Raw genomic sequence first — 20,541 nt, 5'->3', positions numbered from 1 at the left:
TTCCTCTTGATGTTCTGTCCGTTTTTTCACTCAGCAAGGGAAAGGCCTTTATTTGTCGTGAAGCGCCGAGGCAGCTGCATACGCAAGGCGGTGCATCCGTCGCAATCATGACGGAAACGGGAATAGAAAGGGCTGAACAGCCCGAGAGAAATACGAAAGGAGAGCACCTATGCTGCGCTTTAACCGCTCTATCGCAGCCAAGCTGAAGCTGCTGAATATAGCTATCCTGCTGGCTGCTTCGCTGCTATTCAGCATCAGTTTTTATGCCGTATCCATGAGTATCATCAACAGCTATGTCGTTCCACAGTCCGTTCAATCCCTTGAGACCGGCGCCCAGGAGCTGTACAACAAATTGAACGCCTCGCAGGCTCTTCAAACCCGCCAGAGCGGAGCCGGGGCCGTCATGACGGTGGAATCCTATCTTCAGGACAAGGTAAGCAGCCTCAAGCTGGAATCGGCGTACCTTGCAACCGTTACGGATCAGGAGGTGGCCGTGGTCGCCCGCAACACCGAATCGACTTACCAGATCGGGGACAAGCTGCCTTTCATGAATGAAATGCAGCAGGCCATAGACAACCAGGAGAGACAAATAAGCGGCGTGTACAAGGATCAGTACGGGGTACATAAGACAGCCTTTTATTCGATTCCGGGAAGCAATTTGATTGTGGCCGTGAACACAGATGTAGGTTTTATTGAACAGAAAACCAACCAAATCTTCTGGATTTGTTTGTTGATTACAGTTGGGGTCATTGCAGCCGGCTGGGTTGTGTCCACGCTGACCGTCCGTAAAATCACCCGTCCGCTTGCCGAACTGCTGAAGCATAGCGAGCAGATCGCCGCAGGAGATCTGTCCCGTGATTTGCAAATTCGCGGGCAGGACGAAATCGCTCAGTTGGCCGGAAGCTTCCGGAAGATGACCGGCAATCTGAAAGAAATGATCGGACAAGTATTATCCACCTCGAACGCCGTTGTCGAGGGCTCTCATGAGCTGCTGCGCCGGGTGGATACCATCAGCGGCACCACACAGCAGTCTGCCCGTTCCGCCGAGGAGGTGGCAAAGGGCAGCGTAACGATTGCCACCGCAGCCTCCGAGAATGCGCGCGCGATGGAAGAGATTACACAGGGGATTCAGCATATCGCCGCATCGTCCGGCGAGGTGTCGGACCAGATTAGCAGAGCCGCCGATGAAGCGGTGGGCGGAAATACGCTGGCCCAGAACGCGGTTTCGCAGATGAATCTTGTCGGGGAAACCGCTGAACAATCCCTAAAATATGTAAGAACGATGAATGAGCGCTCGGAAGCAATCGGCGAGGTCGTGTCCTCCATCTTTGAGATCACGAAGCAGATCCAGATGCTGTCGCTGAACGCTTCCATAGAAGCCGCACGGGCCGGAGAGCATGGACGGGGCTTCGCCGTGGTGGCAGGAGAGGTGCGCAAGCTGGCGGACCAGTCGAAAACCGCCACACAGCAAATTTCCGATTACCTGCTCACGCTTCGCGAGGACTCGCAAAAGTCCGTCGATTCCATGAACCGGGTGAATACCGAAATTGTATCCGGGACCGAATTGGTTCAACGTGCCGGTGCGGCCTTCAACGAGCTGATGGATCTGATCCAGAATGTCAATCTGACCATTCAGGCCGTATCCGCCGCAACCGAGGAGGTATCCGCAGGCTCCGAAGAGGTCAGCGCGTCCGTTGAGGAAACGGCCCAGATTACGGCCAGAGCGCAGGAAATGCTGCAGGAGATCGGGCGCAGCGCGGAAAACCAGCTCGCTGAGATGGATGACCACACACTTACGGTACGCAAGCTGAACGAAGAAGCATCTGCTCTGCAGAAGGCTGTGCTCAAGTTCAAGCTGTAGATTTCGCAATATTGGGCGATCTGGGGCATTTCTTGGGGATGTTGTGTATATGAGAAAGAGCGAGTATTGTGGAATTAGACCACGATACTCGCTCTTTTCTTTTAAATCCGAAATGGTTCTTTTCGTAATTCAAAGCTGCTGCCTACTGTCCTTAATTTTCTCTACTGGGCAGTCCCTTTTTACGTTAGCCCCATGATGCTGTATACCCTTTTCATATCCACATGAGCGCGGACCAGATCGGCAACCCGGTCGAATTCGCGCTCTTTCATGTCTCGCGCGTCAAAGGTTTGTCCCAACGGGGACAGTCCCTTGCTCAGCCGGATGCCGTCCAGCCAGGAGCGGCGCAGCCGGTCATTATCAAATACACCGTGCAGATAGGTACCCCATACTCTGCCATCCGCTGTGGCACTGCCCTCTTCAAATGGAGCGTTGTCCCCTCTGCTTACGCTGAACAGCGGCAACAGACCCTCCTGGCCCTCCATCCGTTCCGTAACTCCCATATGTATCTCATAACCCGACACTGGGATCGCTTCTGTCCGGCCAGCGAGCGGCAGAGGATTGGCTTGTGCAAGGCTGCCGCTGACTCTGACGGTCTGTTTTTCCTTCAGAAACGTCGTCATCAGCGGCAGCCAGCCCAGCCCCTCAGCCTCCTGCGGCTGTCCCGCTTCCACCGCATCCGGGTCCAGCAGCTGTTTTCCAAGCATCTGATAGCCACCGCAAATGCCGACAAGCTGGCTGCAGCCCTTCTTCATGGCAAGCCGGATATCCTCGTGAATTCCCTGAGTCTTCAATACTTCGAGATCGCCTATCGTATCCTTCGTCCCCGGAAGAATAATGGCATCGGGAACGCCAAGCTGTCCCGGCTCCGTAATAAACCGTACACTTACATCCGGCTCCTCAGCCAATGTGTCCACATCCGTAAAATTTGAAATCCGCGGATAGCGAATCACCGCAATATCCAGTTCCTTTCCCTGTACGCGCGACTTGGGCAGCTTATCCAGCACGACCGAATCCTCTGCCTCAATCCTGATATCAGGGATATAAGGCAAGACACCGAGCACCGGGATGCCCGTCCGCTCCTCCAGCCAATCCAGTCCAGGCTGCAGCAGCGACAAATCGCCTCTGAACTTGTTGATGATAAAACCCTTGACCCGCTTCACCTCATGCGGCTCCAGCAGCTCTATCGTTCCCACAAGCGAAGCGAAAACCCCGCCGCGATCGATATCAGCCACCAGCAGCACAGGGGCGTCCGCCCAGCCGGCCAGGTTCATGTTGACGATGTCCCGCTGCTTCAGATTGATTTCGGCCGGACTGCCCGCGCCTTCCATCACTACGATATCGTACTGGCTGCGCAGCCGGTCCAGCGCCTCCATTACAGTCTGCCTGGCTTCCGGCAGAAAACGGTTCCGGTAATCGGCCGCGCTCATATGGGCATAAGGCACCCCGTGCACCACAATTTGCGAATGCATATCCCTGACCGGTTTGATTAGAATCGGATTCATGTCGGTGGTTGCCTCGATCCCGCTGGCTTCCGCCTGAACTCCCTGCGCGCGCCCAATCTCCTTTCCATCAGCCGTGACATAGGAATTGAGCGCCATATTTTGCGATTTAAACGGGGCGGGCCGGTATCCATCCTGCTTGAAAATCCGGCATAGAGCCGCAGTGACCACACTCTTGCCGACATCCGAGGCAGTACCCTGCAGCATCAGGATAGCAGCAGTCTGCTGTCCTGCCGTCTTCTTTTCGGCCATTACAGGTCCCCCCTTCATCATGAATCCAAATTGGAAATTAAGCTGTGGCCTGTTCCTTTAGAATAGCAGCCTGTGCAGCAGTACCACCGCAAGCAGCAGCAGGGCCTCCAGAAGCTCATTCAGCGCACCATATACGTCGCCCGTTAATCCGCCAAGCCGCCGACTGATCCGCTGCGCTGTCCATTTGCCAATGATCCACGACAGCACCGGAATCACAAGGAAGGCAGCCATGAACGAAGACATGAGGACGTCAGGGTTCAGAAGCGCAAGCAGCACGGTCAGCAAGGCGGCTAAGAGGGCAGCAAGGCGAACCTCTCGTCCCTTGAGTGTGTGAAACTGCCCGGCCAGTCCCTCCCCCTGACGAGCTTTGGGCCACCCGGTCAGTGCAGCCACCATAAACCAGCGGCTCCAGATCAAGGGCAGCAGCAAGACGGTGGACCAGAGTCCTTCATCCATAACTGTATAGATGAGAGAAACCTTCAGCAGCAGGAGCAGGACACAGGCGATCACACCCATCGCTCCCACCCTGCTGTCCTTCATAATCTCCAGCATTCGCTCACGGGAACGGTAACTAAGGAGCGCGTCCGCCGAGTCCATCCATCCGTCAAGATGCAGCCCCCCGGTCAGCCAAACCCAAAGCATCAGAATCAGGACGGCTGCCGGGAAGGGTGGCAAAAACAAGGCGGATACATATGCTGCCGGCCAAACAACAGCCGCAATGGCGAGACCGACAAGCGGGTAATAGACGGTGCTTCGCTGCAGCAGTTCAGGCGAGAAGTCGCCTCCGGATTTGACCGGGAAGCGCGACAGGAACTGGAACGCTGCTGCCGCTGCCTCAAGCCCCCGCTTCACAGCCGATACTCCAGCCGCTTTAATTCAACGGCGACACCTGCGGTGACGAGAAATACTTCCCCGCACACACCCGCAATCCGCTGATTCATGATCCCGCTTAGATCACGGTACAGCCGCCCCAGCGGATACTCGGGCACGATGCCGCTGCCGACCTCGTTGGTGACGAGAATCAGCTCGCCGGGATAGGACGCCGCCGCCTCAGTCAGGCGTTCGACCGCTTCACGTGCATAAGTCTCCCCTTCGTCCCCGGCGGCGAGCAGAACATTGGACAGCCATAAGGTAAGGCAGTCCACCAGCACTGCAGACGGCTCGCCGCTGTCTCCAAGCCTGTCCAGCAGGCCAGGGAGATCCAGCGGCTCCTCCAGCGTCTGCCAAGGATAGGCAGCGGCTGCACGCTGGCTGCGGTGAAGAGCGATCCGCTCCTTCATCTCGTCGTCGAAGGCCTGCGCCGTTGCCACGTACACAGCCGCGTCGGCGCGTGACATGCAGAGCCGCTCGGCAAAGCCGCTTTTGCCGCTGCGCGCCCCGCCTGTGATCAGTGACTTCATGTGCTCGGCACTCCCGTTCCGTCCGAAACACCCGCGCTGGCAAACGTCGCCATCTCGCGCATGACCGCACAGGCCGAATCAATCAGCGGCAGGGCCAGAACGCCGCCCGTGCCCTCTCCGAGACGCATGTCCAGCCTGAGCATTGGTTCCAGTCCAAGCACTTCCAGCAGCAGAGTATGCCCTTTCTCATCGGAGACATGCGAAGCCATCATATAATTCAGGCTGGCCGGGCACAAGCGGCTGGCCGCAAGCGCTGCCGCGCCGGAAATGAACCCGTCCAGGACGACGGGGCAGCGCCGGGCCGCGGCGCCGAGAATGAGGCCCGCCATGCCCGCAATCTCCAATCCGCCTACCTTCGTCAGCACGTCGACGGCGTCTTCCCTGTCAGGCTGATTGACGGCCAGCGCCTGCTGTACAGCAGCCGTTTTGCGGCTCAGTCCCTCATTGTCCACTCCTGTACCCCGTCCTGTCAGAAGCGAGGGCTCCAGTCCGGTTAACGCGCTGGCAACGGCTGTGCTGGCCGTCGTATTCCCGATGCCCAGCTCGCCGGTTACAAATAGCTGTACTCCCCGTGCGCAAGCCTCTTCGGCCACGGCCGCTCCCGTCAGAATGGCCTGCTCCGCCTCCTCACGCGTCATGGCCGGGCCCTTGGCCATGTTGGCGGTGCCTTTTCTAAGCTTGCGGTTCAGCAAATCCGGATGGCTGATATCCGCATTTACGCCCATATCGACACAGACCACTTCCGCCCCCGCCTGGCGGGCAAACACATTGACGGCGGCGCCGCCAGCCAGCATGTTCAGCAGCATCTGCGGGGTCACCTCGGCAGGATAAGCGCTGACGCCTTCCTCACATACCCCATGGTCGGCTGCCATGACCACCACGGCCTTCCGGGTCAAATCCGGCTTTGGCTGGCCGGTGATGCCTGCCGCCTGAATAACCAGGCTTTCGAGCTTCCCAAGGCTACCCGGCGGTTTCGTCAATTGGTCCAAATGCTGCGCGGCCAGCCGCTTGGCTTCCTCATCAGGCAAAGCTATGCTTTGGACAAGCCGCTTCAGAGCTTCATTCATCCTTCCACTTCCTAACCTTAATGTATTTAGGAACAGGACCGTTCCTGTGCCCCTATTCCCTTCTTTTCAGCATCAACTGCGGAACCGCGCTGTCGGGATGGGGCATGATATGGCTGTCCACTCCGAACCAGCGGCGAATATTGCCCTCCGTGAGCATTTCCCCAGCCGTTCCCGATCCCTCGATCCGGCCATTCTTCAGCACAAGCAATGAATCGCAGAATTGAGCCGCCAGATTCAGATCATGCAGAACGGCAATGATGGTAATGCCCGCCTTCGCCCGCCACTCGGCCAGCAGCTCCATGAACTGGAGCTGATAATGAAGATCGAGGTACGTCGTAGGCTCATCCAGCAGTAGAATCTGCGGCTCCTGGGCCATCACCTTGGCGAGCGCCACCCGCTGCCGCTGTCCCCCGCTCAGCTCGTCCAGCCTCCGTTCGGCCAAGGGCGCAAGGCCAAGCTGATCCAGCACGTGTTCAACGATATCCGCGTCAGCATCTCTGCCGGCCCAATCCAGATGAGGGTATCTGCCCATTTCCACCACATCCCTAACCGTATACCCGACCGGTGGCACTCCCTCTTGCTGCAGCACGGCGACAATACGCGACAGCTCCTTGCGTCTGTAGGCAGCCGCGTCCCGGCCTTGAATGTGAACGATTCCAGCATCAGGCTTGTCCACCCCGGACAGCAGCCGGATCAAGGTTGATTTGCCGCTTCCGTTCGGGCCGACGATCCCCCACCACTCTCCGGCGGCAGCGCCCCAGTTGATATCGGATAGCGCCTGTACCCGGCCAAAGGTTTTATGGACCCCTGAAATGTCGACTGCCCGGAAGTATGTGCTCATCACGACAGCTCTCCTTTCCGCTGCTTCTTGTTGCGCTGCAGCAGGTAAGCGAAGAACGGAGCCCCCACAAATGCCGTAACGACCCCGAGCGGAATTTCCGTTGGCGCCAGCAGCGTGCGTGCGGCCGTATCCGCCCATACCATGAAGATGGCGCCTCCCAGCGCGGACAGCGGAATAATCAGCCGGTAGTCCGGTCCGGTCAGCAGGCGGATCATATGCGGCACAACGAGCCCCACAAAACCGATCACCCCGCAGACGGATACCGACGCTGCCGTCAGAAAAGTCGCCGCAATCAGCACCCACAGCTTCGTCCTGTCCACATTTACTCCCATATAGGCGGCCTGCCTTTCTCCCAATGCCAGCATGTTCAGTACACGGGCTTTGCTGCACAGGAACACCAGCCCAAAAATGACGTAAGGAAGAATAATGCCCGGATACGCCCAGCCCTTCAGGCTGAGGCTGCCCATCGTCCAATACAGGATTTCATTGATGGTCTCCTTGGACATGGCGGTCAGCAAAGAAACTACCGCTCCCAGAAAAGACTGCATGACCACACCGGAAAGGATCAGGCTTTGCGTGGGGATTTTTCCATTTTCTCCTGCCAGCAGGATCACAAAGTATAATGTAAGGATTCCAGTAGTGAAGGCCACCAGCGGCAGGGTCCAGAGGCCGAAAAACGAATACTGAAGTCCCCAGTAGATTAAAAAAGCCGCTCCGACCGACGCGCCCGACGATACACCAAGGGTAAAAGGATCGGCCAGCGGGTTGCGCAGCACGCCCTGGAAGGCCGCGCCTGCAAGCGCAAGCGCGGCACCCGTCAGCATGCCAAGCAGAACGCGCGGCAGGCGCACGTTAACAATAATTTGCTCGGCCGGAGCATCCCAGAACGGCGTAATATACGTCCCGGCCCACGGAAGGCGGTGCATCAGAATGCCCGCGATCTGCTGGACAGGCAGTCGAACCGAGCCGATACCCAGGCAGATCAGCACCGTCAGAATCAACAGAATGAATCCGGCCAGCCCGTAAGCGGCAAGCTTGCGGTTCATTTAAAAATTTCCGGATAGATGGCTTTGGCCACTTCCTTGAGCCCCTCCGTCACACGCGGCCCCGGACGGCTGAGCAGGTTGTCGTCCAGACCGAACACGCGGTTGTTGCGGATGGCATTGATGTGGCCCCAGCCGTCACGTCCTTTAATGATCTGCTCCAGGGTCTGTCCATTCTCATCCACCACGCTTTTGCCATACAGGATAACATCCGGGTTCGCCGCAATGACCTTTTCCTCGCTGATCTGGTTCCATCCCTCCGTGTCGGAAGCGATGTTCTCTCCCCCTGCCAGCGTAATCAGCTCATCCATAAACTCACCTTTGCCCACTGTCCAGCCTGGCGAAAATTCAACATAAACCCGCAGTCTCTGATCCTCGCCGATATTTTTAATACCTTGCTGCACCTCGGCGATATCGGCCTTCATTTTATCGGTAATTGCCTTCGCTTCTTTCTGGCGGTCCATAATTTTGCCATACAGGGTGATGTTATTCATGACGTCCTCTACCGTCTTCGGATCGGTCTTGAAGATGGTAATGCCCAGCTCGCGCAGCTTGTTGACGGCCTCTTCACTCATCGAGATGCCTGTAAAAACAATGTCAGGCTGGGCAGCGATAATGGCCTCTTCATTCGGCTTTGTAATGCCGCCCATCTTCGGCTTGGATGTAGCCGCTGCCGGGTAATCGTCATAATCCGATACACCGACGATCTCCTTGTCCAATCCAAGAGCGAACAGCGCCTCCGTCTCGGCAGGGGATACGGAAATCACCTTTTCCGGAGCCTTCTCAAAAGTAAACTCCTGTCCGGTCGCATCCTTGACGGTCAGCGGATATACCGTAGCTCCCGCCTCTTCCGCCGGCGCCGTCTGCTGTGGAGAAGCAGCGCTGCCGTCTGCAGCCCCATTGCCTGCCCCTTTATTGCCGCATGCAGCAAGCGCCACGGTCAGCAGCAGCGCCAGCAGCACAGTCATCCAATTCTTTATTGATCTGGTCACAGTGTTACTCCCCTTTTCTTCTATATATTCCGGCTGTGCAAATGAAAACCCGGTCCTCATGAGAGGACCGGGCTCTGCGTCAGCCGATATCCGCTGCAGGCATTGCCGTGCCCACGGATTCATAGCCGCCGAACCCGCCATCCTTTCCTCGAAGGAGCGACGGTCTAAGCGAACCGGGCAGGTCTCCTGACTTACGGGAATTGCTCAAGGCCGGCGCCTTCCCGCAGCGGCTTCAGCCGCGGCAGTGGCGTATTGCCGTCCATACCCGTTTCACAGTGGCGGGACCGTGCCGGAATTGCACCGGCTTCCCTTTTAACAGAACGGCGTGGTTTGCAGGCTTCCACCGCCGCTCTGACCTGGTCTGCTGTTACCTTAAAGAGGTTGTTCAAAAAGTCATCTTTTGATCACGAAGGAAATCAGGGAGCAGACTCGACATCGAATCTTGAATTCAGCCGGGCCTTCCGGTGCTCACGTACCCCTAGTACGCTCCGCTCCTCAGTCCCTACCTTCATCCAATTTTCTCGGTGCTGAAAACCTGACTTTTTGAACTCGCACTTAAATTATTTTCAAAGTGATTATAGGTGAAAAAAGGCGGCTATACAACCCGCACGGCCGGCAAATCTGCCGTCAAATCAAGGAAAACCCGCCGGAACGGGCTTTACAAATTTGTGAACGAGTGCAGTCAAGGCCGGGGTTTGATAGCCCAAGTCGGGGTTAGGGAAATGAGATATTTCTCAGCCAACTTCCCGTAATACGCCCATCCTCCTCATATTTTAGACGCAGCCCGGCCATGCCGGCGGGCGGCAGCTGAATGGACCAGAAGTCCAGCCCGGGCACGGTCAGCACAGCCAGCTGACGGATCACGCCGCCATGGGTGACAGCCAGGACGGCAGGGATTCCTTCCGCATTACTTCCTTCCCCCTGCAGAACCTCATCGCGCAGGGAGTTTAGAAAGCCCGTCAGTCTGTCTTCAAAATGCTCCAGGCTCTCGCCGCCGGGCGGAGTGAAACAACGCGGATCGTCCAGCCAGGACCTATACAGCTGCACGTCTTTAAGCGATTCGTAGGTTTCGCCGTCCCACTCTCCGAAATCCAGCTCACGCAGTCTGGCATCCGGAACGGCTGCAGCCGCAAGCTGCGGCGCAGCCAGTCTCAGCGTTTCTGTGCAGCGGCGGAGATCGCTACTGTATACTTTGGCAAAGCACATCCCGTGCAACCGCAGCCCAAGCGCTCCCTGTTCACCCGCCGCCTCCGGGAGCAATCCCGGATCGGCATGTCCCACATAACGCTTTTCGCGGTTCCACTGCGTTGTCCCATGCCTGACCAGAATTAAATCCAGCTCATGGAACGCACTGCTGCTCATTTTCCATACCTCCCCCGGAATCGGACTCGTCATTGTGGCGGCATCACGATCCACCTTATCCCGCCGGCCACCACGCACAACAGGACGAACAGCCAGGAAGAGAGGAACATCAGCACGGTTGTCCGCCTGATATCCTCCGCTTCCAGCGGTCGGAGCGGGTCCCCCATATAGGCCCTAAAGAAGCGTACTCCATGGTATACATTGTACCCGCCCAGTCTGACGCCGAGCGCGCCTGCGACCGCCGATTCCGGGAAGCCGCTGTTAGGGCTCGGATGCATCCGCGCATCGCGCCGTACCGTCAGCCAGCTGCGGAGCGGTTCCAGCCTCTTCAGCCACGCCGCGCTGACAAGCAGCACCGCCGTCAGCCGCGCGGGAATGTAATTGGCCGCATCGTCAAGCCTTGCCGACGCCCAGCCCAAGTGAAGGTATTTTTCATTTTTGTACCCGACCATGGAATCAAGCGTATTGACCGCACGGTAAGCCATGGCCAGGGGCGCCCCCCCGATCAGCGCATAAAACAGCGGTGAAATGATCGCGTCAACGATGTTTTCGGCGATTGTTTCCACCGTGCCGCGCACAATTTCCGGCTCATCCAGCTCCTGCGTATCCCGTCCCACGATCATACCCAGCGCTGTGCGGGCTGCAGGCAGATCACCGGAGTGCAGCTCCCTGTAAACCGCCATGCCGGCATCCTTCAGCCCTTTGGAGGCGATGGTTGTTGCAATCAGCAGCACCTCCGACCCAATAGCCAGCCAGGCATGAATTTGCCCAAGCAAAAATACGGCAAGCCAGGTCAGCACGTATGCAACTCCCACGACGGTCAGGGGAAGCAGCAGACCAGCCCAGCGCAAGGCCCTCGCGCTGAGGGCGTACCGGCGTATGATACGCTCCACAAAAGTGATCAGCTTTCCCATACCGATCACGGGATGAGGAATCCAGCGCGGATCGCCGATGATCCGGTCCAGAATGTAAGCCGCCACAATGATCAGGCTACCTGTCACGCCGCTCCTCCTCCAGCACACGCCCCAGGGTGTCCAGCAGCAGCAGATTATCCTTCCGGTCTTTGACAGCGATCCGGAAATGGTTTTCCGACAGCCCCGGATACATGGCACAGCTGCGGATAAGAATGGCGCGCCGTCCCAGCGCTTCCTGGAGCTCGGCCGCCCTCCACATCCCCGGCGCACGGATCAGCAAATAGTTGGCCTCGCCCGGAATCGCCGCACAGCCTAGCTCCGCCAGACCCGTCAGCAGCCGCTCCCGCTCGGTTTGAACGAGCTCCAGCGTCCGTTCCTCATAATCGGCGCCGGCTTGTAGACAGGCCTCCCCGGCCAGCAAAGCCAGCCCATTGACGCTCCAGGTCACCTGCTTGGCCGACAAACGGCGGATCATGCCTGGATGAGCCACGGCATAACCGAGCCGCAGCCCCGGGATTGCGTAAAACTTGGTCATGGACCGGATCAGAATCACGTTTGGGTAACGTTCCAGACTTTCCAACAAGGACACTCTTCGTTCCGCGGGGATAAAATCCGTAAATGCCTCGTCCACTACCAATACTGTGCCAGTCCTTGCCGATGCTGCAGCCAGGGCATCCAGTTCTTCCTGACCGTACTGCACCCCGTTGGGGTTATTCGGCTGGCCGAGGAAGAGTACGTCCACCTCTTCCATCAAGGCGATCATCTCCGCCTTGTCCGCTCTCCACTGCTGGGAGGCCCTGCCGTACACCCTGCTGACCTCGGCCCCGAATTTGGCCGCAAGCTCAGCATATTCCGAGAAGCATGGCTCCACAATGCCCACTCTCGCCGGGGCGAGAGCCAGCAGCACAAGCGCCATGCATTCCGCCGCCCCATTGCCGATGCCAATCCACTCCGGAGCGAGCTGCAAGCTACGGGACAGCAGGCTCTTCAGCGTCCGGTGGCCCGGGTCCGGATAGCGGATCACCGCCCGCAGCCCGCTGCGCAGCGCCTCCCTGACCTCGGGCGGCGGTCCCAGCGGGTTGATATTTGCGCTGAAATCGACGAAATCAGCCGCCCGCCTGCCAAATACGGCAGCCGCCGTCTCCATATCGCCCCCATGGCCGAAAATTTCTATCATATCCATCAACCTTTCCGGACGAATTCAGGTACTGTTTCCCATTATGACGCGGTATTTCACGTTCCGTCAATCGGCACAATCTTTTGTGTCCTGTCGCTATTTCGGTTACAATGAAAGACGAATCTTGTCATAAACGGAGGAACGAACATGCTGTTCATCGACAATAAAGGAATCACCGATCCCGCCATCAATCTGGCGATCGAGGAATATGCCCTGAAGCATCTTCCGCTGGACGACAGCTACCTGCTTTTTTACATCAACAAACCGTCCATTATTATAGGTAAGCATCAGAATACAGTGGAGGAAATCAACAACGAGTACGTGAAGGACAACAATATCCAGGTCGTGCGCCGTTTGTCGGGCGGAGGGGCCGTATACCATGACCTCGGAAACCTTAATTTCAGCTTCATCACCAAAGATGACGGACAATCCTTTCACAATTTCCTCAAGTTCACGCAGCCGGTGATTGACGCCCTGCGCGATATGGGGGTAAATGCGGAAATGACGGGGCGCAACGACCTTCAGGTTGGGGAGAAAAAAATTTCGGGCAACGCCCAGTTTGCCACCCGCGGCCGCATGTTCAGCCATGGCACGCTCATGTTTAATCTTAATCTGGATGATGTGCAGGCGTCTCTGAACGCCAATCCGGAGAAATTTAAATCCAAGAGTACGAAATCCGTACGCAGCCGGGTAGCCAACATTACCGACCTGATGGATCACCCGATGACGATTGAAGAGTTCCGGGCCGAGCTGCTGCGCCATATTTTCGGCATGGAGCCGGATCAGGTCCCGCAATATGAGCTGACTGAAGCCGACTGGGCCAAGATTCACGAAATTTCCGCCGAGCGCTATCAATCCTGGGACTGGAACTACGGCCAGTCGCCAGAATCCAATATCAAGCATGTGAAGAAATTCCCCGTCGGCCTGATCGATATCCGGATGGACCTGAAGGAAGGACGAATCCGGGAGATTAAAATCTACGGTGATTTCTTCGGTGTCGGTGACGTAGCGGATATTGAAAATGCACTGCGCGGCAAGCGCTATGAAGAAGCTGAGGTGCGTGAAGCCCTGTCTTCTCTGGACATCAAGCATTATTTCGGCAATCTGGAGCTGGATGATTTCATCGGACTTGTTTTCCTCGAAGACTGACCGCCAACATGAGGTGAGGCAGGCTCCTTAGGGAACCTGCCTCTTTCCCCTCCGGCATTGCTGACAGCGGCAAACTGGTCTACAATTTGAATCGGATGAGAGTACCATGTTGCCAAAACGTACTATACAGAGAAAAAGGAGAGAAACCGTATGTACAAGCTGATAGCCATCGATATTGACGATACGCTGATCAACGATGAGAAAGAAGTTACTCCTACAACACAGAAGGCACTGGAGGCCGCTGTCGACAAAGGTGTTGTTGTAACGCTGGCAACCGGGCGCGCTTATGCCTCAGCACAGGCTATCGCCCGCCAGACGGGGCTTAACGTGCCGATCATTACCTACCAGGGAGCTCTGGTTAAGAACCTGCTGGATGAAAAGGTACTGTATGAGCGCTACGTTCCGGTCGTCGCTGCCCGCCGCCTGTTTGAGTTCTGCCTGGAACGCAACCTGCATCTGCAGACATACGTCGATGACAAGCTGTATGCGCGCGAGGAAAACCAGAAGCTGCTGGACTACTCCGCACTGAATAAGACGCCTTATTATATTGAGCCGGTTTTCAGCAAAATGATCGAACAGCCTACCCATAAAATGCTCATCATTGATGAGCCGGACCACCTGGATGAAATTGCGCCGCAATTGCGCGAGCTGCTGGGTGATGAAGTGCATATTACAAAGTCCAAGCCTTACTTCCTCGAAATTATGCATAAAGAAGGCACCAAGGGTCATGCCCTTACGTTCCTGGCGCAGCACTTCGGCTGCGACATGTCCGAAACGATCGCCATCGGCGATTCCTGGAATGACCATGAAATGCTGGAATGCGCAGGACTTGGCGTGGCTATGGGCAATGCCATCGATGCGCTTAAAGATCTTGCCGACTACGTTACGCTCACCAATAACGAGGACGGAGTCAAGCATGTTATCGATAAATTTGTGTTGAACGCGGGCTAGGCAACAGCCATGGTTTTATAAGCATACACCACAAAGAAGCCTCTTCTCCCATTCGATGAAGAGGCTTCTTTTTCACATCATCCCCGGTCCTTTGTCCGTTGTATTCATTTCAGTTCCAGCTCCATAAATACATCCGCTCTTGCATAGGGCATGGGCCCAATTTGCTCAACCGAAACGTGCTTAAACCCAACAGATTCGTAAAGATGAACGGCATTCGGCAGCTTGGTGCTGCTCCCTAAAAAGAGAGAAGCTGCCCCAAGCTCGCGTGCACGGCGAATAGCGGCAAGAATGATTCTCCGCCCGTATCCGCGCCCCCGGCACTCGGGTGCAACACTCATCTTCGAAAGTTCGAACACTCCAGCCCCGGTTGGCACGAGTGCAGCGCATCCAACGATGGAACCGCCTGCCCGGGCGATCAGCACGTCCCCTCCTCTATCCACGATGTTTCTTACCGGGTTGTCGAGGATGAACCTGTCGGCCTCTTCGACGGTGAAGATGCGGGCAATCCATTCCTCGTTAAGGGTTTTAAAGGCACTGGCTTCTTCAGGCGTCTGCATCGAGGTGATCGCGAGCACGGTTTCAGTCATCTGGTTTCCTCCCTATGATGGTTACTTTCTCAGTACTACAGTGAAGACGGTTATAATGCCTGATCAGTCTGTAACTTTATTTTTAGGGTCCAATAATTTATTTCCTGCAAACAGTGCCGCTTTCCGCCGAAGCCAATCCCATGCCGTCTGGTTCATAAAAATCAATCCTCCCAGGATCAGGACAACACCCGCAAGGCTGATCAGGCTGATCTCCTCCCCATACAGCAGCACACCAAGACCTACGGCAATGGGCGGGGATATATAGAGCCATGTCGAAGGAAAAAGCGGGTTCGTTCGCGCCATAATCCAGTAAAACAGGCTGTGGCCCCCCATAGAGCCGATTACAGTCAGATATAACAGTGAAGCGGTAGCCGGAACAGGAGCCCAATTGCTGAGCTGCCAGGTTTCGGTCAGAAGCGATAATACCAGCAGCCCCAGACCTCCGTGAACCATCTGAGCGGCATTCAGGGCAATCGGATCCGTGCCGGCCAGCTTTTCCGTCACATGCTTGGAATATACTGCGCCGCCCGAATAGCATATCTCTCCCAGCAAAACCACCACACATCCCAACACCCACAATCCGCTCACATCCACAACCATGCCTGGAATCATGACAAGAATTACACCTGCAAACCCAGCCAGACAGCCGATGACGGAGCGGCGCGACACCTTTTTCCGCAGCAGCAGAGACTGAATCAGCACGATCAGCAGCGGACCGGTCGCGGAAAGTACAGCCCCGATCCCCGAGCTGACATGCTGCTCCGCCCAGTACAGGGCGGCGAATGTGCCGAACGTTAATCCGACGCCGCTAAGCATCGTTTCCTTGCGCAGCAGCAGCGACAGCTTCGCTCTGCCGGTCATGCGCAGCACAATCAGCAGAATCACACCTGCGGCAGCAAAACGGATGCCCCCTGACAGAAACGGGGGAAGGCCAGCATCGATCCCCACTTTAATGGCCAAAAAAGTTGTCCCGAAAATCAGGCACATGATTGCAAAAGCAGCACCTACCATCTTGTTCCCTCCTTGTTGTGCTTCATGATAATGCAGCAGGAACAGAACAGATAAAATAAGACAGAACAGAATGGGGCCATATAAGGTACAATGAAGCAAAGGAGCGTGAGAAAAATGACGTTCAAAACGTTTTTTCAGGCAGATGCTGCCACCAGGCTGTATGAACAGGTCATGGACTATATCCTTGTACGGATCGAACGTGGAGAATGGAAGGAGCACGAACGGCTTCCTTCCGTGCGCAGACTTTCGGATGAACTGGGGGTGCACAGGCTGACGGTATTCCGGGCTTATCAGGAGCTCAAAAATAAAGGCAAAATCTACGTGAAAGATAAATCAGGTTATTATGTACTTCCCGCGAACGGGCAGAAGGATCGGGAACCGGCCGACGATCCCGTTTACGGCAGCTGGCTGCAAGCGGATGACCTTGCACGCATTCATGCCATTCAAGTAGAATATCAGTTTTCCAAAGCGCTCATTGACCCTGCCCTGCTGCCAAACCGGTTCTGGGCGGAGCTGATGATGAACATGTTCCGCGAGTATCCCAAGCTTCCAGGCACTTACTCGACCGTCCAGGGGGATGCGGAGCTGCGCGAAGCGCTGGCAGACCACTTTTCGGATACCGGGCTTTTTCATCTGGCCGCCGATGAGCTGCTGATTACCTCCGGCGGACAGCAGGCCATCGATGTGACGGCAAGGACCCTGATTCGCCCCGGGGACCGTGTGCTGGTGGAACGGCCTGCATATGGGCCGGCCATGGAGATTTTCCGCAGACAGGGGGCGCGGCTGCTGACGGCCGATATCCGCCCGGACGGATATGATATGGAGCGGATCGAACAATGCATGCGCACCGAGAAGCCGCGGCTGTTCTATATCAATCCGACCTTTCACAATCCGACGGGCTTCACCGTGCCGGCCGCGCAGCGCAAGCTGCTGCCGGAGCTGGCCGAACGGTATGACTGTGTCATCCTTGAGGATGACAGCACTTATGATATTACTTTCGGCCATAAAACTCCGCCGCCCGTATTCACCTACGCCACAACCGGGCATATCATTTACATTCGCAGCTACAGCAAATACGTTGCGCCAGGCCTGCGGATCGCCGCCATAGCCTGCCGGGGAGACCACATGCCAGGGCTGCTGGCTGCCAAATCCTTGGCGGATAACGGATCTCCCCTGCTGAACCAGAAGCTGTTCCTGCAGTATTTCCGTTCGCCGCGCATGCAGCAGCATCTGGAAAAGCTGTGCACGGCACTGCAGCTGCGCAAGGAGGCGATGGAATACAGTCTGAAAGGCTCCGGGTGGACATGGCACAGCCCCGCAGGCGGGCTTAACCTGTGGGTGCAGCTGCCTCGTCAGGTCGACATGCGCCGTTTCCTGCAGGCAGCGCTGGCGCAATCCGTTTCTTTTATACCAGGCCATGTCTTTGATCCGCTGGCTTCCGCGGATAATCCGCATATCAGGCTGTCCTATCCTTTTGCCAACGAAGGGCAGATCCGGGAAGGAATGCAGAGACTGCTCGCGGTCTATGAATCTATGAATTAAGAATTGCGGATAATGAAATCGGCAAACAGGCCTTGATGTAACTGGGCAAAACGGAGTTCCTGTTGGAGTTGACGCTGAATCAAAGCAGACACTTTTTTCTGGCTTTCTTGGAAGAAGGGGATTCACCTCGCTTAGAGCCTAGCATTCAGAGTGAGACAGGTGTATATAGGGTATGGTGTATGGTGTATGGTGTTTGGTGTTGGTATCTGGTTGGTATCTGGTGTCCGTTACCTGATGCCGTTACCTGATGCCGTTACCTGATGCCGTTACCTGATGCCCGTTGTCTCTCCATACAGCTTTGCATGATTATCCCTTTCGCTCAGACTCTCGGTCAGTTCACATCACCAAAACGCTCTGCTTTCTCCTAAGATCGCCTCATGATCTCGAACCGATCTGCTTCTCCATAAGGCACGATCATAAAAACAATAGACCCATTCGATGGTCCTGAATAGCGTAACACCAGGCATTTTCGTGCCTCACTTGATCCGTTATTTTCTTTAACGTGCTCAAAGTATATTTTCGGTTCCCGGTTTTCTGTTTTCTTACCTGATCCAATGGGATAATCGTGCAAAGCTCCAGGGCAGCAAGTTCACATGCCTTGCCACGTCCGACGGGCGGCTTGACTGTCGAGCCTTAACTTTCGCAGCATGAAATCGTCAAACTTGCAAGGCGGGGGTTCGAATTCCTCAGAACGCAGCGGATACAAAGGTTTAATTGGATTTGTTCTCTGCGAAAGTTGAGTTATAAATTCTGTAATCTTAATAAAAGACTAACTGTCCTGGTGAACCAGAGATACCTTTGTTCCTGTCCGGGCGAGAGTAATAGCGTCCGGCAGGGGATAAGCCCGGTTCACATCCACATCATGGGACATATGGGTGAACAGCGTCCGCTTCGGCTGGATCTCGGCCAGCAGCTCCTGGGCTTCCAGCATGTCATATACCGAACGGCCAGAGTATTCCGCCTCTTCGTGGTAGAAACTCGTTCCGAGCACCAGCAAATCCAATCCGTGCAAGGGCTCTTTCTCGGCTTCATTGAGGCCAATGGAGTCCGAGCAGTAGGCCCACGTAAAACCATCCTTGGTCATCCGGTAGGCATAAGAATAACCGTTCTTGCCGTGATTGACGCGCCAGCCCTGAATATCCCAGCCAGCCAGGCGGACGCCGTTGTCTGCAGGCAGCAGGTCCAGATGACCCGGCAGCCACGGAAACTGGCGCAGGATGACGTCAATGACCTCCTGCGGAGCATACATCCGGCCCCGCCGGCCCAGCCAGCGGCAGGCATCCGTCCATTCAGGGAGACCGGCAATATGGTCAAAATGGGCATGAGTCACGAGAATCGTTTCTATATGACGCATACCCATGTTCTCCATCTGCTCGCGCCAATCCGGGCCGCAATCGATGAGAAATGATTCATCATCCCCCTCCACGAGCACCGACGACCTCAGCCTCCGATTGGCTCCTGTCTCACGTGCTTCCTCACATACAGCGCAGCTGCAATAGACACGGGGAACGCCCATGGCATCCCCTGTTCCCAGAAAAGTAAGTTGATTCATCTGTCGGATTCCTTCCTGAAATTCATTTTTCGGTTGGGCCAGCCACACCCAGGCTGCCAACCCCATGCCTCTTCATTATACCTGTACCCTGTTGCAGAAAGAAACACTGCCGGCCCGTATACGGACAATCGGCAGTGTTCTCCAAAAAAACAATATTAGATTCTTCAAGCTTACTAAATATTTCAGACACCAATGCCGTTTCGCAGCACCACTGAATATGAGTCAATTAAATTTTCAGAGCAGATGTTTTTATAAGCCAGCTAACACCTGATACCAGACTCCCCGCTTGGAATAAAGTTCGTCCCTCACCTTGTCCCATCCACCCAAATAATGGATGTTAAATAAACCGGACGGCTGCGGAAAACGGCTTTCCGTTTCTTTAAACACTTTATCATCCACGGCACGAAAACCGTTTTCGGCAAAAATCCGCTGTGCTTCCTCCGATTGCAGATAATCTACAAACGCTTCGGCCAGCTTGCGGTTGCCGTGCTTATCCACATTTTTATCGATCACGGCGGCTGGATTTTCGATCAGGATCGTATGCTTGGGGACAACGATATCGTACTTGACCCCTTTGGCAATCCGGGCCAGCAATTCATTTTCATAGGTGACGATAACGTCCCCGACTCCGTATTCAAAGGCGGCCATCGATGCGCGGCCACTTTTGTCCAGCGATTCCACATTCCGGTGTACGGCTTCAAGAAACCGCTTTGCCGCTGCCGGGTCCTTTTTCCCTTGTTCCTCTGATATCTTCAGGCCTGCACCGTAGATCGCATTAATGTCCCATTGGGCACCCCCCGACGTCTTCGGGTTGGGATACAGCACTTTGACTCCGGGCTTGGTTAAATCCGCGAAATCGGTAATTCCGAGCGGGTTGCCCTCCCTTGTGCCGAGCACAACGATGGAGCGCGTAATCATGCCCCCATGCTTCCGCTCCTTCCACTGTGGGCTGACCAGCCCGGCACTCACCAGCTTCTGAATATCGCCCTCCATGGCCAGCATGGTCACATCCGCCTCAAAGCCGCCCGCAATCGCCCGCGCCTGGGTTCCGGAGGCTTCGTACGATTCCTGGAATTCAACCTTCTGCCCCGTCTCGGCCTCCCATTTGGCCTGAAAACGGGGGGTGATCTCAGCCATCGCATCCTTGACGACACTGTAAGCTCCGATGACCAGAGTGGCATCCGCCGGCCGCCCGCCGGCTGCCGCCTCCTGCGCCTGATCCGCTCCACCGCAGCCCGCCGTCACCACCGCGACGGTGAGCAGCAGAAGCAGCATTGTCAAGAACCGTTGTTTTGTTCCTCTTAACCTGCTGCGCATACCACATGCTCCTCGCTGTCTTTC

General features: G+C 55.9%; 18 protein-coding genes and 1 riboswitch. Of the genes, 4 read left to right on the top strand and 14 right to left on the bottom strand.

Annotated elements, in window-relative coordinates; all coding sequences use genetic code 11:
- The first annotated feature begins 169 nt into the window (after positions 1-169).
- Positions 170-1,861 (top strand): methyl-accepting chemotaxis protein, encoded by a 1,692-nt coding sequence (locus tag ACE5KN_RS06035; RefSeq protein ID WP_375524460.1) that lies wholly within the window; start codon positions 170-172, stop codon positions 1,859-1,861.
- A 179-nt stretch (positions 1,862-2,040) separates the two neighbouring features.
- Here the strand turns inward: ACE5KN_RS06035 and ACE5KN_RS06030 are convergent, their stop codons facing one another.
- The 10 genes from ACE5KN_RS06030 to cobD form a co-directional block, all read right to left on the bottom strand.
- Entirely contained in the window at positions 2,041-3,612 is a 1,572-nt protein-coding gene (locus ACE5KN_RS06030) for a cobyric acid synthase (RefSeq protein WP_375524459.1), read from the bottom strand.
- Between the two features lie 57 nt (positions 3,613-3,669).
- Positions 3,670-4,464: an adenosylcobinamide-GDP ribazoletransferase gene (gene cobS, locus ACE5KN_RS06025; RefSeq protein ID WP_375524458.1), complete on the bottom strand. Its 795-nt coding sequence runs from the start codon at positions 4,462-4,464 to the stop codon at positions 3,670-3,672.
- The gene (gene cobU / locus ACE5KN_RS06020) at positions 4,461-5,012 is read right to left on the bottom strand and encodes a bifunctional adenosylcobinamide kinase/adenosylcobinamide-phosphate guanylyltransferase (protein ID WP_375524457.1); all 552 of its coding nucleotides are present in this window, start codon (positions 5,010-5,012) and stop codon (positions 4,461-4,463) included. The genes cobS and cobU overlap by 4 nt, the downstream gene beginning before the upstream one ends.
- Positions 5,009-6,079 carry a nicotinate-nucleotide--dimethylbenzimidazole phosphoribosyltransferase gene (gene cobT / locus ACE5KN_RS06015; RefSeq protein ID WP_375524456.1) on the bottom strand — a complete coding sequence of 357 codons (1,071 nt, stop codon included), beginning with the start codon at positions 6,077-6,079 and terminating at the stop codon, positions 5,009-5,011. The genes cobU and cobT overlap by 4 nt, the downstream gene beginning before the upstream one ends.
- Before the next feature lie 52 nt (positions 6,080-6,131).
- Positions 6,132-6,920: an ABC transporter ATP-binding protein gene (locus tag ACE5KN_RS06010; protein WP_375524455.1), complete on the bottom strand. Its 789-nt coding sequence runs from the start codon at positions 6,918-6,920 to the stop codon at positions 6,132-6,134.
- The gene (locus ACE5KN_RS06005; RefSeq protein ID WP_375524454.1) at positions 6,920-7,966 is read right to left on the bottom strand and encodes a FecCD family ABC transporter permease; all 1,047 of its coding nucleotides are present in this window, start codon (positions 7,964-7,966) and stop codon (positions 6,920-6,922) included. The genes ACE5KN_RS06010 and ACE5KN_RS06005 overlap by 1 nt, the downstream gene beginning before the upstream one ends.
- A complete protein-coding gene (locus tag ACE5KN_RS06000; protein ID WP_375524603.1) occupies positions 7,963-8,931 on the bottom strand; it encodes an ABC transporter substrate-binding protein in 969 nt (322 codons plus the stop codon). The genes ACE5KN_RS06005 and ACE5KN_RS06000 overlap by 4 nt, the downstream gene beginning before the upstream one ends.
- 183 nt (positions 8,932-9,114) lie before the next feature.
- A riboswitch (cobalamin riboswitch) is annotated at positions 9,115-9,330 on the bottom strand.
- A gap of 339 nt (positions 9,331-9,669) precedes the next feature.
- Positions 9,670-10,317 carry a histidine phosphatase family protein gene (locus ACE5KN_RS05995; protein WP_375524453.1) on the bottom strand — a complete coding sequence of 216 codons (648 nt, stop codon included), beginning with the start codon at positions 10,315-10,317 and terminating at the stop codon, positions 9,670-9,672.
- Between the two features lie 29 nt (positions 10,318-10,346).
- Entirely contained in the window at positions 10,347-11,318 is a 972-nt protein-coding gene (cbiB, locus tag ACE5KN_RS05990) for an adenosylcobinamide-phosphate synthase CbiB (RefSeq protein WP_375524452.1), read from the bottom strand.
- On the bottom strand, positions 11,308-12,408 hold the full coding sequence (gene cobD, locus ACE5KN_RS05985) for a threonine-phosphate decarboxylase CobD (RefSeq protein ID WP_375524602.1): 1,101 nt from the start codon (positions 12,406-12,408) through the stop codon (positions 11,308-11,310). The genes cbiB and cobD overlap by 11 nt, the downstream gene beginning before the upstream one ends.
- 147 nt (positions 12,409-12,555) lie before the next feature.
- On the opposite strand from cobD, the gene lplA reads away from it, so the two are divergent.
- Both lplA and ACE5KN_RS05975 read left to right on the top strand, forming a co-directional pair.
- Positions 12,556-13,557, top strand: a complete 1,002-nt coding sequence (gene lplA, locus ACE5KN_RS05980; protein WP_375524451.1) for a lipoate--protein ligase — start codon at positions 12,556-12,558, stop codon at positions 13,555-13,557.
- A gap of 150 nt (positions 13,558-13,707) precedes the next feature.
- Positions 13,708-14,508 carry a Cof-type HAD-IIB family hydrolase gene (locus tag ACE5KN_RS05975; RefSeq protein ID WP_375524450.1) on the top strand — a complete coding sequence of 267 codons (801 nt, stop codon included), beginning with the start codon at positions 13,708-13,710 and terminating at the stop codon, positions 14,506-14,508.
- A gap of 104 nt (positions 14,509-14,612) precedes the next feature.
- On the opposite strand, the gene ACE5KN_RS05970 is transcribed toward ACE5KN_RS05975, so the two are convergent.
- Together ACE5KN_RS05970 and ACE5KN_RS05965 are read right to left on the bottom strand one after the other, a co-directional pair.
- A complete protein-coding gene (locus tag ACE5KN_RS05970; protein ID WP_375524449.1) occupies positions 14,613-15,083 on the bottom strand; it encodes a GNAT family N-acetyltransferase in 471 nt (156 codons plus the stop codon).
- Between the two features lie 75 nt (positions 15,084-15,158).
- Complete coding sequence (locus tag ACE5KN_RS05965; RefSeq protein WP_375524448.1) at positions 15,159-16,106, bottom strand: DMT family transporter; 948 nt, start codon at positions 16,104-16,106, stop codon at positions 15,159-15,161.
- A 114-nt stretch (positions 16,107-16,220) separates the two neighbouring features.
- Between ACE5KN_RS05965 and ACE5KN_RS05960 the strand changes: the two genes are divergently transcribed.
- Entirely contained in the window at positions 16,221-17,648 is a 1,428-nt protein-coding gene (locus ACE5KN_RS05960; protein WP_375524447.1) for an aminotransferase-like domain-containing protein, read from the top strand.
- A gap of 769 nt (positions 17,649-18,417) precedes the next feature.
- Here ACE5KN_RS05960 and ACE5KN_RS05955 read toward each other — a convergent pair.
- Both ACE5KN_RS05955 and ACE5KN_RS05950 read right to left on the bottom strand, forming a co-directional pair.
- The gene (locus ACE5KN_RS05955; protein ID WP_375524446.1) at positions 18,418-19,200 is read right to left on the bottom strand and encodes an MBL fold metallo-hydrolase; all 783 of its coding nucleotides are present in this window, start codon (positions 19,198-19,200) and stop codon (positions 18,418-18,420) included.
- Between the two features lie 249 nt (positions 19,201-19,449).
- Positions 19,450-20,517, bottom strand: coding sequence for a sulfate ABC transporter substrate-binding protein (locus ACE5KN_RS05950; RefSeq protein ID WP_375524445.1), 1,068 nt, complete (start codon positions 20,515-20,517; stop codon positions 19,450-19,452).
- Positions 20,518-20,541 lie beyond the last annotated feature (24 nt).

Origin of the sequence: Paenibacillus terreus, assembly GCF_042138595.1 — a bacterium.
GTDB lineage: Bacteria > Bacillota > Bacilli > Paenibacillales > Paenibacillaceae > Paenibacillus > Paenibacillus terreus.
The sequence above is the reverse complement of the archived record's forward strand: the minus strand, read 5'-3'. Positions and strand labels throughout refer to the sequence as shown.

What these genes read in the sequence shown, in the direction of transcription:
- ACE5KN_RS06035 (WP_375524460.1), top strand. Translation starts at nt 170, where the DNA reads ATGCTGCGCTTTAACCGCTCTATCGCAGCCAAGCTGAAGCTGCTGAAT.
- ACE5KN_RS06030 (WP_375524459.1), bottom strand. Translation starts at nt 3,612, where the DNA reads ATGGCCGAAAAGAAGACGGCAGGACAGCAGACTGCTGCTATCCTGATG.
- cobU (WP_375524457.1), bottom strand. Translation starts at nt 5,012, where the DNA reads ATGAAGTCACTGATCACAGGCGGGGCGCGCAGCGGCAAAAGCGGCTTT.
- cobT (WP_375524456.1), bottom strand. Translation starts at nt 6,079, where the DNA reads ATGAATGAAGCTCTGAAGCGGCTTGTCCAAAGCATAGCTTTGCCTGAT.
- ACE5KN_RS06010 (WP_375524455.1), bottom strand. Translation starts at nt 6,920, where the DNA reads ATGAGCACATACTTCCGGGCAGTCGACATTTCAGGGGTCCATAAAACC.
- ACE5KN_RS06005 (WP_375524454.1), bottom strand. Translation starts at nt 7,966, where the DNA reads ATGAACCGCAAGCTTGCCGCTTACGGGCTGGCCGGATTCATTCTGTTG.
- ACE5KN_RS06000 (WP_375524603.1), bottom strand. Translation starts at nt 8,931, where the DNA reads ATGACTGTGCTGCTGGCGCTGCTGCTGACCGTGGCGCTTGCTGCATGC.
- ACE5KN_RS05995 (WP_375524453.1), bottom strand. Translation starts at nt 10,317, where the DNA reads ATGAGCAGCAGTGCGTTCCATGAGCTGGATTTAATTCTGGTCAGGCAT.
- cobD (WP_375524602.1), bottom strand. Translation starts at nt 12,408, where the DNA reads ATGATAGAAATTTTCGGCCATGGGGGCGATATGGAGACGGCGGCTGCC.
- lplA (WP_375524451.1), top strand. Translation starts at nt 12,556, where the DNA reads ATGCTGTTCATCGACAATAAAGGAATCACCGATCCCGCCATCAATCTG.
- ACE5KN_RS05975 (WP_375524450.1), top strand. Translation starts at nt 13,708, where the DNA reads ATGTACAAGCTGATAGCCATCGATATTGACGATACGCTGATCAACGAT.
- ACE5KN_RS05965 (WP_375524448.1), bottom strand. Translation starts at nt 16,106, where the DNA reads ATGGTAGGTGCTGCTTTTGCAATCATGTGCCTGATTTTCGGGACAACT.
- ACE5KN_RS05960 (WP_375524447.1), top strand. Translation starts at nt 16,221, where the DNA reads ATGACGTTCAAAACGTTTTTTCAGGCAGATGCTGCCACCAGGCTGTAT.
- ACE5KN_RS05955 (WP_375524446.1), bottom strand. Translation starts at nt 19,200, where the DNA reads ATGAATCAACTTACTTTTCTGGGAACAGGGGATGCCATGGGCGTTCCC.
- ACE5KN_RS05950 (WP_375524445.1), bottom strand. Translation starts at nt 20,517, where the DNA reads ATGCGCAGCAGGTTAAGAGGAACAAAACAACGGTTCTTGACAATGCTG.